A 14,229-nucleotide genomic window follows, 5' to 3' on the forward strand; every position below is an offset into this window, starting at 1 on the left:
CAAGTATTTTGTAACAGCACGCCGTACGCCATCAACGCGCGGCGATCGTGACCCAATAGCGCGTGTACCGATGCACGCGCAGCGGCAAACGCCGCTCCAGGGATTCCAGAATGCGGTCCGTGGGGTCCGGACCATTCAACGGCCACGCGCCCGTAATGATCAGATTGCCGACTTCGGGCGCGCAGCGCAGCCGCCCTGGCCGGTAACGCGCCAGGTTCTCGACAAAATCCGCCAGGCGCATGCCGGCGGCGGTCAGGCTGCCGCCCGCCCAGGATTGACGGTTTTCATCCAACGCCACCACGGGTTCGATACGCAAACGGCTAAAGCGCGTCTGCTCGCCTGCACGCAAGACCATCATGGCGCCCGCCGCCGCATCCGCATTGCGCACCTGAACCTGACCTTCGTGGACCGCCACGCTGGTCACGTCATAGTCGCCGCCCGCGGACGGGCCGCGCCAGACTGCATAGCGGGTGCCGATGGGCTGCAAGGTTCCCTCGCGTGTACCCACCACGAACGGCCGCCCCGCCCTGTCAGGCGCGGTCGTCACCATGACCTCGCCTTGCAGCAGCACGATGCGCCGCTCGCCACCCGAGTACTGGACGTTCACCGCAGTAGCGGTGTTCAGCTGCAAACGCGTACCGTCGGCCAGCGTCACGTCGCGCAACTCGCCTGACGACGTACTCAAGTCAGCGGTGAGCGTGCCGAATTGCGTGCGCAACATGGCCTGCTCTTGCACGCCGTACCAGCCAAGGCCGCCCGCGCCCGCCCAGACCAGCGCCTTCAATGCGCGGCGACGATGCGACAGGCTGCTGGCCCGGGCCAGCGTGCTTCGGGCCGCCAAGGAGTCGATGCGGGCGGCGCCGCGGCTGACCGTTGCATTCAAGGATTGCAGCCGCTGCCAGGCGCGGTCGTGATCAGGATGCGCCTGCCGCCAGCGCGCACAGGCCGCCTCGTCTGCAGCGGTATGTACACCAGAGGCCAGCCGCACGTACCAGCCAACGGCCTGTTCGACGATCGCTTCGGCCACCGCGCCATCGGCTGCCGCACGGCCAGACGCGACGCCTTCAGACATACAGCGCCTTATAGCAATGCGTCACGGCCAGCGTCATCGCTTTCTGGACGCGATTGACACTGACACCCAACTGTTCAGAAATTTTCGGATAGCTCAGGCCATCCAGTTGCGACAGCAGAAAGCACTCGCGGACCATCGCCGGCAGCCCGTCCAGCAGGCGAGCGATTTGCTCCAGGGTTTCCAGAATGATGGCTCGCTCTTCCAGCGAAGGCTCCACCAGTTCCGGCCGGTTTGCCAGGACTTCAAGCCAGGCTTTTTCCAGTGCGCGGCGGCGCCAGTGGTCATTGACCAGGCCGCCTGCAATCACCGTCAAGTAGGCCCGTGGCGATTGCAGCCCCTCGCTCAAGCCGCGGCGCAGCACACGCAAAAAGGTGTCATGCGCCAGATCCGCGGCCTCGAAAGAGTCGCCCAGTTTGCGGCTCAACCACGTTTGCAGCCAACCATGATGGTCGGCGTACAACGTCGCCACGCTTTGCGGACGGCTCTCTTCGGGAACAATCATGATGGGTTTCGGGCGGCGGCGCGACGAGGGAAACAGACGGCGGCATCTTACTGCTAATGGGAATTGTTATCAACAATAAGCCCGCCGCCCAAGCGTCTTGTCGCGCCCGCGCCACCACCCCTAGCCCGCCGCGATCAGCCTGATATCTGCACTGCCATCACGTTGCAGCTGTTCGACCAGGCCCAGCTCCCAATCCAGATATTCCCTGAAACCCTGATCGCGTGCCGACAGATCGTCAAACAGATATGGGCTGATGCTTTGATCGTCATCGCCCGTCAGCACGCCGGCCGAACCCGTGGCCAGGTCCAGGCCCTGCGTCTTCCAGGCGCGAGTGCCGCCCAGCAGGTATTGAACCGCGCGCTTGCCGCGCCACGCCAACTCTGCCGCCACCACGCTGGCCAGCACGCCATCGGACGACGTCAGCACAATGGCGCGGTGATCGTCTGGCGACAAGAACTCGGCCAGACGGTCGGGCGCCGAAAAGCGCGCGCCGGGCACGTGACCGCGCTCATAGGCAATACGGGATTCCACGTCAAACACGATGGCTTCGCCTCCATCCAGCACGGCGCGCAATGCCTGCGCGTGCACCCCCGCCGCATCCGGGCGATGGCGCAGCACACGGCGCGGTTCAGCGCCACTTTGCAACGCGGCAAGCGCGGGCGGCTGATAAAGATAGACTTCAACCGCGCCCAACTGCGCGAGCCACGCCCCGGTTGTCAGCGCCCGCACCCCATCCCAATCGGCCAGCACCACGCGAGCGCGGCGCGTCGCCAGGTATTCATCCGTGGCTTGCACCAGCTGGCCGCCGGGCGCCCAACGCCAGCCTTCAAGGTGGCCGGTTTCATATTCTTCACGCGTGCGCACATCAAACTTGTAGAGCGTGCGCGTGCCCTGCTCTGCCTCAAACGACTGAAGCGTCGCCGCGTCGATATAGCCAATACCCGCGCGCTGCGCAACATCGCGGGCCTGCTCGCGCGCGGCGGAAAGCGAGGCCGCGCCGGGTTCAGGCAACGCGGCATGGCGGCCATAGGCCAACTCACGGCCCGACAGCAACCATTCCATGGTGCCGTTACGCAGCGAGGCGACGCGGTTTGGGATACCGGCATCAATCAGTGTCTGCGCGCCGACAATGCTGCGCGTGCGGCCGGCACAGTTCACCACCACAAAGGTCTTGGGATCGGGCGCCAGTTCGCGGATGCGATAGACCAGTTCCGCACCGGGCAGGCTGTGCGAAAAAGGCAGAGTGAAATTGTGGAATTCCTCTGGCGTGCGGCTGTCCACCACCACGATGTCGTCGCCGCGAGCGACGCGCTCGTGCAGTTCATCCACATCGATCCAGGGCGTGTGTTTTTCGTGCTCGATGACTTCGCCAAACGCTTTGCTGGGCACATTGGTGCCGGAGAACAGCTCGCGGCCCTCTCGTTCCCAGCCATCGGTGCCGCCCGCCAGCACCGAGATATCCGTCCAGCCCAGACGCGTCAGCTTGGCGGCAGCCTGATGCGCCTGAGTTTCGTCGTCGTCCACCAGCACAATACGGGTGTTGCGGCGTGGCACCAGGCGGTCCGCCAGCAGTTCCAGCCGCCACAGCGGCGCGGGCACCGCGTTCAACAAATGACGGCGGGCATAGCGGCCGGCCTCGCGCACATCCAGCACGGCGACCTCTGCATCACCACGCAACTCGTCCTGCAATTGCTGCGCGGTCAAGCGCGCATGATAGATCGCGGCAGGCGGAGAAAACGTGCGGTACGTGCCGCCTGCCGTGCTTTCAAACACCACGCGGCCATGCAGACGGTCCAGCGCCAAACCATAAAAGTGCAGATGCGCGCCAGGCTGATCGCCCACCAGCTCGATGGTGTGGACGTCGCCCGGGCCTAACACAATTGAGTTGCCCGGCCCCACGTCCACGCGGCGAACGTGGGTCAGTACATCGCGCAGCGGATCGGCGCTGGATGCGCGCGTATAGACTTCGTTGCGTTCGTCACCCGCCACACCCGCAATGATGGCCCAGGTGGTGTGGTCATGCGGCGGTTGCGCCTTGCCCGGTTCGCCCAAGGACAGATACAGCGCATAACCGCCATCGATGTCTTCGGCCAGCCGGTAGATGGAAGTGGGACGGCCCGGCACCACGGAAAAGGCGTCTGCGGGAAAAAGCTCGCGGCGCTGGCCCAACCCCTCCAGCAGTTGTGCCACCTGTTGCAATTGTTCCAGGGTGGCGTGCGCGGCGTCAGGCGCCAGCTGACGGGCCTGTGCAATGAAAGCGCTGACCGCTTCAGCGCGTTCGGTGTGTGTAGAGCGGGCCGTAGCGGCCGGCTGGGTAGATGTGCTCATAAGATGACCCGGACTTCCTAGGATGAAGAGAAGGTCAGCCTACGTCCGCCTGCCCCAACCGGACAACGTAGAAATGTGACTATGGATATGCGGCGCCTACCAAACGCTAGGCTTCGCCCTTGAGCTCGCGTTCTACGACTTCACGCGTCAGGGTCGGCACAAACATCTCGACAAAATGGAAAGCGTAGCCTCGCAGCCACGCGCCGCGCCGGATGGCCAACCGCGTCAGGTTGATCTCGAAAAGATGGCGCGCATCAATGGCGCACAGGCGCGTATCGCGCTCTGCATCCCAGGCCACCGCCGCCACAATACCCACGCCCAATTCCAATTCCACATAGGTCTTGATCACGTCCGCATCCATGGCGGTCATGACGATATCGGGCGTAATGCCGGCACGTGCGAAGGCTTCGTCGATGTGCGCCCGCCCTGTGTAGCCGTGCCCATACGTAATGATGGGGTAGCGCGACAACTGCGACAGGCTGACGCCGTCATGCTGACGTTCAAGAGGATGACCGCGAGGCACGATGATGCTGTGGCTCCAGCGGTAGCACGGCAGATTCACCAGGCCCGGGTAGTCCGCCACGGCTTCGGTCGCAACGCCGATATCGGCCTCGCCTTCCAGCAGCATTTCCGATACCTGCTTGGGCGAACCTTGGTGCAGATGCAACACCACATCGGGATAGCGCTGACGAAACTCCTTGATGACGGGCGGCAGCGCGTAGCGCGCTTGCGAGTGCGTGGCCGCAATCGACAGCACTCCGCTGCGGCTATCGGCGTATTCCGCGCCCGCATGACGAATGTTGTCGGCGCATTGCAGAATCTGTTCAACCAAGGGCAGAATCAGTTCGCCCGGCGGCGTCAGGCCGATCAGGCGTTTGCCCGAGCGCACGAATATATCTACCCCAACCTCTTCTTCAAGTTCGCGGATCTGGCGGCTGACGCCGGGCTGCGACGTGTGCAGGCTTTCGGACACATCGGTCAGGTTGAAATCCTGGCGCACGGCTTCACGCACGGATCTGAGTTGTTGGAAGTTCATCGCGCCTCAGCCCAGTATGGCCAATTGATTGCCAGAGGGATCTTTCACATACATAACGCGCGGTACGGCGTCGGGTAAGGAACAGACCGGGTGATGGCCGGCCAGACGCAAGCGCGCCAGGATCTCGTCATAAGCGTGGGTTTTGATGGCCAGATAATCGGGTTTGACGGCCCGGCTGACTTCGGTCACGGGCGACAGCGACAAGGTGGCGCCACCCAGCGCATAAAGCAGGCGCTGGTCATCGGCGCTGTCCATTTCGTCCAGACCGATGACGCGCTGATAGAACTCGCGGACGGCATCGAGCCGGCGCGACAAGAAGGGAAGCTGTACCGAGTCAATCGAGAGAATAGAAGACATGTCCTGCTTCCAGCCGTGAAACAGGACAAATTCTAGTACCCGAAGGTACAACCGGACAAAGAGGTTGTAATTGCTTCTACATAGCCAGAAACCCTAAAGAAATTGGCTTATTTGCATATACCTCAAGCGCTGCGGCGCAATGCGTCGCGTGTCGCGGTGAAGGCGCGTTCCAGGTCATCGATCAAATCCAGGGGGCTTTCCAACCCGATATGCAGCCGCACGACGGACTGTTTGTTTGTGCCATCTTGCCAATGGCTGTGCTCGGCCAGCCGCGCGGGCGCGGCTTCCAGCGCCAGGCTTTCATAGCCGCCCCACGATGCGCCTATCGAGAAGTAGCGCAGCGCATCGATGAAGCGCGCGGCGGCGGCAGCGTCAGGATGCTGGAACGCAAAAGACACCAGGCCGCTTGCGCCGCTGAAGTCGCGCTGCCACAACGCATGGCCGGGATCTTGTTCCAGCGCCGGGTAAAAGACACGCGCCACATCGTCATGCCGCGACAAATACTGCGCCACGGCCAACGCATTTTCTTGATGACGCGCCAAGCGCACGTCCAGCGTGCGCAGCCCGCGCAGCGTGAGATAGGCATCATCCGCGCCGACCGACAAGCCTAGCGCGTCGTACGTGACGCCAATCTTCTTCGCCAATTCAGCGCTGTCCACGGTGACGACGCCCATCATCACGTCGGAGTGCCCCGCCAGATACTTGGTCGCGGCCTGGATCGAAATATGCGCGCCCAGCGCCAACGGCTGGTAATACAGGCCGCCGCTCCAGGTGTTGTCAGCCGCCACCAGCACGCCGTGGCGGCGCGCGACTGCAGCAAGCGCGGGCAGGTCCAGCACTTCGTACAGCAAGGAGCTGGGCGATTCCAGATAGAGCAGCCGCGTGTTCGGGCGGATCAACGGTTCCAGATCGTCTTTCGTGGCTGAAAAGTATTCAACCTCGATGCCGTAGCGCTGTAGCAGCGCCTGATCCACCCGGCGCACCGGGGAATACACGCTGTCTGCCACCAGCGCGTGCTCGCCCGGCGCCAAGGTGGCCAGCAGCACCAGCACAATCGCCGACAGGCCCGACGGCGCCAGCACTGTGCGATAGCCGCCTTCCAGCGATGCCACGGTTTCTTCCAACGCCTGATGCGTATCCAGGCCATGACGGCCATACGTCGCCACCCTGCCCCCGGCCGCACGCTGCTGATTCAGCGCGGCGTGAGCCGCCGTATCGGCAAAGCGCACCGTGCTGGTACGCACGACAGGCACGTTGACGGGGCCGGACCCGTCTTTCAGCTCGGGTGATCCGGCATGCACCAGCCGGGTTTGAACACGGGCGAGGTCGAGGCTCATGCGCGCACCTCTTGGCCGGGCTTCATTTGCGTGGTGTTGTAGTTCAGGATCTGTCCCGTCTCCAAGTCAATGCCTATGCGGCCCGACAGCGTTTCCAGAGGCTGGCCGTAAAGGTGAAAGTGCAAGGTCGGCGTGTCGCCCGTCACGTGAATGCTGTGGATGTCGTCGGGCAGAAACGATACCGACTGCCCAGGTTGCACAACGACTTCTCGCACCTGTTCAAGCGTTGCGCGACCGGCTTGTGAGCCATCGTCGCTGCGCCGGTAGACGCGATTCAATTCTTGGCCGGACAGCGCCACGATGCAGGCCCATGTCGTGTGGTTGTGCGGCAGCGTGGTCTTGCCCGGGTTGATGGAATTCAGATAAAGCGCGGGGACGCCAGGCGCTGCCTCGGGATTGAGACGGTAGCGCGTGGATGCGCCCACGCCTTGCCCGGCCTCGGGCGGCGGAAATTCCGTCACGGGAAACAGTTCCTGCCGCTGCGCCAGCTGTTCCAGGCGGGTCGTGACTGCGGCAAGCTGCTCGCGCGTCACGGGTTCTGCTGCCTTCAGCAAGCGTTGGATATCGGACAGGGCCGCCTGCACATGCTGGCGGCGTTCGGCGGTAATCGCGGATTCAGTGCTCATGGATAACTCCAAAGGGATTCACACTGCCAGGCGCAGCGGATCGAAAGTCAGATAGGTTTCTATGGGATCAGGCGCCGTCTTGCGCGCCGCCGATGCGCCGGATGAACGTTGCAGAAAGGCCCGGGTCCGTTCACTGTCAGGCGATCCAAAAATTCGCGCAGGCGGACCGGATTCAACAATGTGACCGGCTTCCGTGAAGTACACGGTGTCACTGACCTCTTCGGCAAAGCGCATTTCATGCGTAACCAGCATGCAGGTCAGGCCGTCCTGCACCAGGTCCCGGATCACGGTCAGGACCTCTCCCACCATCTCGGGGTCCAGCGCGGAAGTCACTTCATCAAACAGAATCAGTTCCGGCTGCATGGCAAGCGCGCGCGCAATCGCCACGCGCTGCTGCTGCCCGCCCGACAATTCGCCGGGGTATGCGCCTTCCTTGTGCTCCATGCGCACCTTGGCCAACAGTTCACGCGCCCGCGCTTCGGCCTTGGCACGCGGCTGCCCACCCACTTTCACGGGCGAGATCACCAGGTTTTCAAGCACGCTCAAATGCGGAAAAAGGTTGTATTGCTGGAATACGAACCCCACGCGCTTGCGCAGCGCAATGAAGTCCGCCTCCGTCTTCAATCCGTCTACCTGCACCCCGCTGACTTCAATCGTGCCGCGCTGCGGCCGCAACAGGCCCGTGATGCAGCGCAGGATGGTGGATTTGCCAGAACCCGAAGGGCCGATGATGGATACCGCCTGGCCCTGTTTGACCTCGACGTCGATGCCCTTTAGCACCTCGGTCTGGCCAAACGCCAGGTGGACGTCGCGCAAGCTGACCAGCGGCGAACTATCGGAAGCCGCAGCCGAGGCCTGCGCGCTTGCTTGGAATGAGGCGGCGCGCGCCTCGAAATCAATGATGCTCATGGCGTCGTTCCAGATACCGCGTCCAACGCGCGATGGGATAGCAATAGGCGAAAAACAGCGCCAATAGCGTGAAATAGACAAGAATGGTGAAGTCGCTGCGGGCGACAGTGTTACTGGCCACGGTGGCGGTATCCACCAGATCGTGCACGCCCACCAGCGATGCCAGCGACGTGCTCATCGTGATGCTGGCGTACAGATTCATCCACGACGGCAACATGCGGCGCACACACTGCGGCAGCACGATCATGCGAAAGATCTGCGTGCGCCTGAAAGCGAGCGACTGCGCGGCTTCCCATTGCGCGCTGGGTATCGACTGGATCGCCCCGCGAAAGATCTCGGCCACGTTGGCGCTGGCGGGCAGCCCCAGACCGATCACCACTTTGATCCAATCCGGAAACGGAAGATTCCAACCGCCCAGATTCAATTCAAAGGGGAAGACATACGTTGTGAAATAGACCAGCACCAGAATGGGCGCATTGCGAAACAGCAGCACGTAGGCGCGCGTCAGGCGGCGCAATACACGTGACGGCGACAGCGACAGCGCTCCCACCACCAGCCCCGCAATCGTGCCCAGCGCCATCGCCAACACACTGATCTGGATGTTCACCCCCAGCCCGCGCAACAAAGCCGGCGACCAGTGCCACAACGCCTGGACGGCAGCCGGCGTGGTGCCGGTAACCGCCCACCCCACGCCCAGCGCCACCAATGCCAGCAGCAGCACAAACCAGGGATCACGCAGCACGGCGGACAGCAATGCGGGCAGCGTCGCCTGCGGCCGGGCTCGGCCGGCGTTCAAGACCAGATCATTGGCCATAGCCGGGCATCCTCAAACGTTCTTCCAGCCACCGACCGCCCACGCTGACCAGCCAGGTCAGCAGGCCGAAATACAGCAGGATCAACAGCAGCAGTTCCAGCACGTTGTCGCGATGCGACCAGATCATGATGGATTCATAAGTGACATCACCGACGGCAATGGCCGAGGCGATCGCCGTCATCTTCACCAGATCCACCAGGTTGTTGACCAGCGCGGGTAAAGCAAAGCGCACGGCCAACGGCAGTTGCACCTGCGTCAGAATCTGCCGCCGCGAAAATGCCAGCGAACGGGCGGCTTCCATCGTGACCGTTGGCACGGCCTCGATGCCAGCGCGCAGGGCCTCGGCATGAAACACGCCTTTGTGCAGCGCCACCACGATCACCACCCACGCAAAGGGCGTGATCGGATTGCCGCCGCCCAGCTTTTGCGTGATCAGCATGTTCAACACCAGAAATGCGCAGTACAGCTGCACCAGCGTCGGCGTATTGCGGGTGACTTCCACAAAGGCTTGCAGCGGCCGCGCCAGCCACGGGCGGCCGCTGGTGAGCGCAGCGGCGATCAGCACGCCGAACACCAGGCTGACCGGAATCGTCCACGCGCACAGCTGCAACGTCACCAGCAGGCCGTGTCCGAACGCGGACAATTCGCCCGGGTCCATGACAAAGCTGTAGTTAAGGCCCAGGGGTTTGAAGAACGCTACCCAGGCCTGCAGAACCGAATCCATCATGCGGCGGCCTCCAGCGCCGTGACCGCGGATAGCGCCGCCACGGCGCGATGGATGCGTTCAATGGCCGCGTCGATGTTCGTATCGGACGCCGCAAAAGACAGCCGCAGATACGGCGACAAACCATAGGCCGCGCCACGCACGATTGCGACGCCCTCGGACTCCAACAACCAGTCGGCCACATCGCCATCATGTTCAATGGGCCTGCCATCGGGGCGCAAGGCGCCAATCAATCCGCCAACTCCGATCCACGCAAAGAACGAACCTTGCGGCGCGTGCACCTGCAAACCCGGCACGCTGCCCAGCCCGTCCTCCACGCGTTGCGCGCGTCGCGCATACGCTTGGCGGGCGGTCTCGACGAACCCGTCCGCCACGCCCTGCAGGGCGGCCAGCGCGGCCGCCTGGCCCAAGGAACTTGGACCCGACGAGACCTGTGACTGCACGGCTTCCAGCACGTGAATCAAGGGTTTGGGCCCGGTACCCCAGCCGACGCGCCACCCGGTCATCGCATAGGCTTTGGATACCCCATTGACGATCAACGTGCGATCGATCAGGTCTGGCGCCACGCGCAGCAGATGCGCGGGCGGCTGGCCAAACCAGATTTCTTCATACATTTCGTCCCACAGCACCAGCACCTGCGGCGCGTCGCGCAGCACCTGCGCCAAAGCCGCAAGCTCTTGCGCCGTATAGACCGCGCCGGTTGGATTGCCCGGCGAATTCAGGATCAGCCACTTGGTGCGCGGCGTGATGGCATCGCGCAAACCCTGCGGCGTGAGCTTGAAACCGTCTTCGGCCCGCGTGTGCGCTATGACGGGCACGCCGCCATTGATGCGCACAGCATCAGGAAAGGTGGGCCAGTACGGCGCGGGCACGATGACCTCGTCTCCCTCATCCAGGGTTGCATTCAACGCCAGGTAAATGACCTGCTTGCCGCCATTGGAAATAATGACGTTCGCGCCATCCACGTCCAGCCCATGGCGTTCGCGGTAGCCATCAGCCACTGCGCTACGCAGCGCGGCCGTGCCGGCAGTGGGCGTATATTTGGTCTTGCCCTGGTCCAGCGCCGAAATCGCAGCAGCCTTGATAGACGCCGGGGTATCGAAATCCGGTTCGCCGGACGTCAGCACAATAATGGAACGGCCTGCTGCTGCCAGCTTGGCCGCGCGCGCGCCAGCGGCGGCAATGGGCGACAGCTCGGCGCTACGCGCGCGTCGTGACAGCACGCCAGGGAACAAAGAGTCAGTCATGACAATACCTTTCCGGGATTCATCAGGTTCAAAGGGTCTAGCGCCTGCTTGATGCGGCGCATCAGCGCCAGCTCCAACGGGCTCTTGAAATGGGGCAAGGCATCGCGCTTGACTTGCCCGATGCCGTGTTCGGCGCTGATCGAGCCGCCCTGCGCATGCGCCTGGGCATGCACCACGTCATGGATGCGGTCTTCGAGCGCAAACAGATGGCGCACCGCACGAGCCGGGTCGTGCGACACGTTGTAGTGAAGATTGCCGTCGCCCAGATGGCCGAACGCCATCGGCCGCAGCCCGGGGTCCAGCGCTTGCAAGGCGTCTGCTGTGCGGCGCAGAAACGCTGGCACCCGCGAAATCGGCACGGAGATGTCGTGTTTGACGTTGCCGCCGTCCCGGGCTTGCGCCACGCCGATGGCTTCATCGCGCAGGCGCCAGAACGCGCCGGACTGTTGCAGGTTGTGCGCGATCACCGCGTCTGCCAACAAGCCTGATTCCAATGCTTGTTCCGCCAGGCGCAGCAGTGCCGCGCCTGCGCCGTCAGGCGCTTCGGACGACGCTTCCAGCAGCGCGTACCAGGGCTGCGCCAAGCCGGGCAGCGGCTGTGCTTGTTCCGGCACATGCCGGGCAACCAGTTCCAGCACCGGCTGGCCGATCAGTTCGAAGCCTGTCAACGCAGCGCCCAGGCGCTGGCGGGCCAAAGACAGAAACGCCAACGCCGCATCGATAGACGGAAAACCGACAAACGCGCTGCCCTGTCCCGCGGGCAAGGGATAGAGCTTGAGTGTGGCGGCAGTGATAATGCCCAGCGTGCCCTCACTGCCGATATACAGATCCCGCAGCGAATATCCGGTGTTGTCCTTGCGCAAGCCGCGCAAGCCATTCCAGACCTCGCCTTCGGCCGTCACCACTTCCAGGCCCAAGGTCAGTTCACGCGTGTTGCCATAGCGCAGCACCTGCGTGCCGCCCGCATTGGTCGACAGATTGCCGCCGATGGTGCAACTGCCTTCTGAACCCAGGCTGAGCGGAAACAAACGGTTGGCCTGCCGCGCAGCGTCCTGCACAGTGGCCAGCACACAGCCCGCCTGCACCGTAATCGTGTCGTTGTCGGTGTCCAGTTCCAGCACCCGGTTCAAGCGGCCCAACGACAGCAGGACGGCATGGCCGCTCTGGTCCGGCGTCGCGCCGCCCATCAGCCCGGTATTTCCGCCCTGCGGCACCACTGGCACGCCGGCCGCATGGCACAGCCGCAGCACGGCGGCCACTTCCTGGGCGTCGGCGGGCCGGACCACCGCAATCGCTTGTCCGTGCAGGCGGTGGCGGTGATCGGTCAGATACGGCGCGGCATCCGCGCCCGTCCAGACCCAGTCCTGCCCCAGTCTGGCGCGCAAGGCGCCCAACAACGCGTCTGCGGTGGCCGTCGTCATGGCTTGGCCTGCGCCTCGGGCGGCGCGCTCTCAAACTTGCCGGTCTGAGCGTTGGCACTGGCTTCTTTCAGGTAGTCGGCCGGCACGCCAAAACGTTCTGCCTGCTTCACCAGCAAGCCCGACTTGTGCCAGTCACGGATCACGCCGTCGACAAAAGCGCGCGTGTCGGCTTCATTGCGGCGCGTCCAGATCACCGTGGGCGACGGAATCAGCTGGGCTGAGGTTGCCAGTTCAAAGTCTGCCCATTGCTGACCATTGGGGCCATGCAGCGTTTCGTACAGCGCCGGTTGAATATGGACCGACGCATCGCAGCTACCGCCCTTTAGCGCCAGCAGCGATTCGGGAATGTTGCGCAGGCCCTTGACGACCGCGCCATAGGTGTCCTGCAAGGGCTTGGCGAAGTTGCTGCCTTGCGACACGCACGCCACCTTGCCCTTCAGATCTTCCCAGCGCTTGATCCCGCTTTTCTTGGACACCATGGCAGCTCCGCCCACCAGGTTGTACGGGGTAGGCGCGTAGCTGAGAATCTCACTGCGTTCTTGCGTCCATTGAATATTGGCGATCAGCAGGTCCACCTTGCCGGCCTGCAGGAACTGCACACGCGTGGACGCCGTGACCGGCACCGTTTCCAGTGTCACGCCCAGGCGTCGCGCTATGTCCTCACCCAACTCGGTCTGAAAGCCGCCCACCTTGCCGGTGGCCGGGTCCAGCAGGCCAAACGGCGGGCTGGCCCCGTCCACGCCAATGGCGATTTTTCCGCGTTGCTTGATCTTGTCCAGCGTCGCATCTGCCTGCGCCACGCCGCAAGCCAGGCTTGCCAGCGCGACGGCAGCAGCGATTTTCATCTTTGATACTTTCATCTTGAATATCCGTTCTGTTCCGGGCTGATGCTCAGCTGCCCTGCTTGTATTTCGCGTTCAATTCCTGCAACAGCGGCTGCGGCGGCTCGATACCCAAGCGCTTTTCCGTTGCGATCAGCCAGCCCTTGCGGTGCCAGTCCTGCACCACCTTGTCTACGGCGGCAATCGTGTCGGCCTCGCCCTTGCGCGTCCAGACGACGGAATTGGCGGGCAGCACTTCGGTCGCTATAGGCGCGTGGTAGTCAGCCCATTCCGGATTGGTGCGCAGCAAGGGGTGGATCAAAGTGGAGTCGTGCACTGCCGCCACGCATTGGCCGCCGCGCAGCGCCAACAGCGAGTCCGACGAGCTCTTGTAGCCCTTGACCACGGCGCCATAATCAGCCGACAACGGCCGCGCAAAGCTGCTGCCCTGCGATACGCACACGGGCTTGCCGCGCAGGTCTTCCCATTTGGTGATGCCGCTGGTTTTCAAGGTGGCAGCCGCGCCGCCCACCCGGAAGAACGGCGTGGGCGCATAACCCAGGATTTCGGCGCGTTCAGGATTCAGTTCCATGGATGCGATCAGCAGATCCACCTTGCCGGAGATCAGGAATTGCGTGCGCGTGGCGGTTTGCACCTGCACCAGCTCCGCCTTTACACCCAGGCCCTTGGCCAGTTCCCTGGCCAGTTCGGGGTTCCAGCCCACCAGTTGCTGCGTGGCAGGGTCCAGCGAACCGAACACGCCGCCGTTGGCCAACACGCCAATGGTGACGGTGCCGCGTTCCTTGATTTTGTCCAGCGTGGCATCGGCATGCGCCATGCCGCCTGCGAACGCCAGCGCCAGCGTCATTGCGGTACGGGCCGCGCCCAGAGTCTTGCGAGTTGCCATGTTGTTATCGAGTCGAGTGCATTGAACGGAGGTCCATGCTGCGTGCCGCAAGCTCGCATGACAAAGAAGACTTTCAGATATGAATATGCGGGGCGCGGCGCTCCCTGGGGAAACCGTCGATGCGCACA

Annotated in this window: 14 protein-coding genes; all 14 read right to left on the reverse strand. The window is 63.4% G+C overall.

Features of this window, described 5'->3' with window-relative positions:
* Positions 1–31: 31 nt before the first annotated feature.
* The 14 genes from RAS12_RS08335 to RAS12_RS08400 all read right to left on the reverse strand — a co-directional run bounded on the left by RAS12_RS08335 (position 32) and on the right by RAS12_RS08400 (position 14,101).
* On the reverse strand, positions 32–1,072 hold the full coding sequence (locus RAS12_RS08335; RefSeq protein WP_306947148.1) for a FecR domain-containing protein: 1,041 nt from the start codon (positions 1,070–1,072) through the stop codon (positions 32–34).
* Positions 1,065–1,574, reverse strand: a complete 510-nt coding sequence (locus RAS12_RS08340; RefSeq protein WP_306947151.1) for a sigma-70 family RNA polymerase sigma factor — start codon at positions 1,572–1,574, stop codon at positions 1,065–1,067. Before RAS12_RS08340 ends, RAS12_RS08335 begins: the two co-directional genes overlap by 8 nt.
* Before the next feature lie 120 nt (positions 1,575–1,694).
* Positions 1,695–3,902, reverse strand: coding sequence for a rhodanese-like domain-containing protein (locus tag RAS12_RS08345; RefSeq protein WP_306947154.1), 2,208 nt, complete (start codon positions 3,900–3,902; stop codon positions 1,695–1,697).
* Between the two features lie 106 nt (positions 3,903–4,008).
* Entirely contained in the window at positions 4,009–4,938 is a 930-nt protein-coding gene (locus RAS12_RS08350; protein WP_306947156.1) for a CysB family HTH-type transcriptional regulator, read from the reverse strand.
* A gap of 6 nt (positions 4,939–4,944) precedes the next feature.
* A complete protein-coding gene (locus tag RAS12_RS08355) occupies positions 4,945–5,295 on the reverse strand; it encodes a VOC family protein (protein WP_306947158.1) in 351 nt (116 codons plus the stop codon).
* Positions 5,296–5,417: 122 nt separating this feature from the next.
* Positions 5,418–6,632: a cystathionine beta-lyase gene (gene metC, locus RAS12_RS08360; protein WP_306947160.1), complete on the reverse strand. Its 1,215-nt coding sequence runs from the start codon at positions 6,630–6,632 to the stop codon at positions 5,418–5,420.
* Positions 6,629–7,258 carry a cysteine dioxygenase family protein gene (locus RAS12_RS08365; RefSeq protein ID WP_306947162.1) on the reverse strand — a complete coding sequence of 210 codons (630 nt, stop codon included), beginning with the start codon at positions 7,256–7,258 and terminating at the stop codon, positions 6,629–6,631. Before RAS12_RS08365 ends, metC begins: the two co-directional genes overlap by 4 nt.
* A gap of 18 nt (positions 7,259–7,276) precedes the next feature.
* Positions 7,277–8,167 (reverse strand): amino acid ABC transporter ATP-binding protein, encoded by an 891-nt coding sequence (locus tag RAS12_RS08370; RefSeq protein ID WP_306947164.1) that lies wholly within the window; start codon positions 8,165–8,167, stop codon positions 7,277–7,279.
* Entirely contained in the window at positions 8,154–8,981 is an 828-nt protein-coding gene (locus tag RAS12_RS08375) for an amino acid ABC transporter permease (RefSeq protein ID WP_306947166.1), read from the reverse strand. The genes RAS12_RS08370 and RAS12_RS08375 overlap by 14 nt, the downstream gene beginning before the upstream one ends.
* Positions 8,971–9,708, reverse strand: a complete 738-nt coding sequence (locus tag RAS12_RS08380; RefSeq protein WP_306947168.1) for an amino acid ABC transporter permease — start codon at positions 9,706–9,708, stop codon at positions 8,971–8,973. The genes RAS12_RS08375 and RAS12_RS08380 overlap by 11 nt, the downstream gene beginning before the upstream one ends.
* On the reverse strand, positions 9,705–10,952 hold the full coding sequence (locus tag RAS12_RS08385) for an aminotransferase class I/II-fold pyridoxal phosphate-dependent enzyme (RefSeq protein ID WP_306947170.1): 1,248 nt from the start codon (positions 10,950–10,952) through the stop codon (positions 9,705–9,707). Before RAS12_RS08385 ends, RAS12_RS08380 begins: the two co-directional genes overlap by 4 nt.
* A complete protein-coding gene (locus RAS12_RS08390; protein WP_306947172.1) occupies positions 10,949–12,373 on the reverse strand; it encodes an FAD-binding oxidoreductase in 1,425 nt (474 codons plus the stop codon). The genes RAS12_RS08385 and RAS12_RS08390 overlap by 4 nt, the downstream gene beginning before the upstream one ends.
* Positions 12,370–13,233: a transporter substrate-binding domain-containing protein gene (locus tag RAS12_RS08395; protein ID WP_306947173.1), complete on the reverse strand. Its 864-nt coding sequence runs from the start codon at positions 13,231–13,233 to the stop codon at positions 12,370–12,372. Before RAS12_RS08395 ends, RAS12_RS08390 begins: the two co-directional genes overlap by 4 nt.
* A gap of 31 nt (positions 13,234–13,264) precedes the next feature.
* The gene (locus tag RAS12_RS08400) at positions 13,265–14,101 is read right to left on the reverse strand and encodes a transporter substrate-binding domain-containing protein (protein ID WP_371321258.1); all 837 of its coding nucleotides are present in this window, start codon (positions 14,099–14,101) and stop codon (positions 13,265–13,267) included.
* Between the last annotated feature and the right edge of the window lie 128 nt (positions 14,102–14,229).

It is taken from the genome of Achromobacter seleniivolatilans (assembly GCF_030864005.1).
Classification (GTDB): domain Bacteria; phylum Pseudomonadota; class Gammaproteobacteria; order Burkholderiales; family Burkholderiaceae_B; genus Achromobacter; species Achromobacter seleniivolatilans.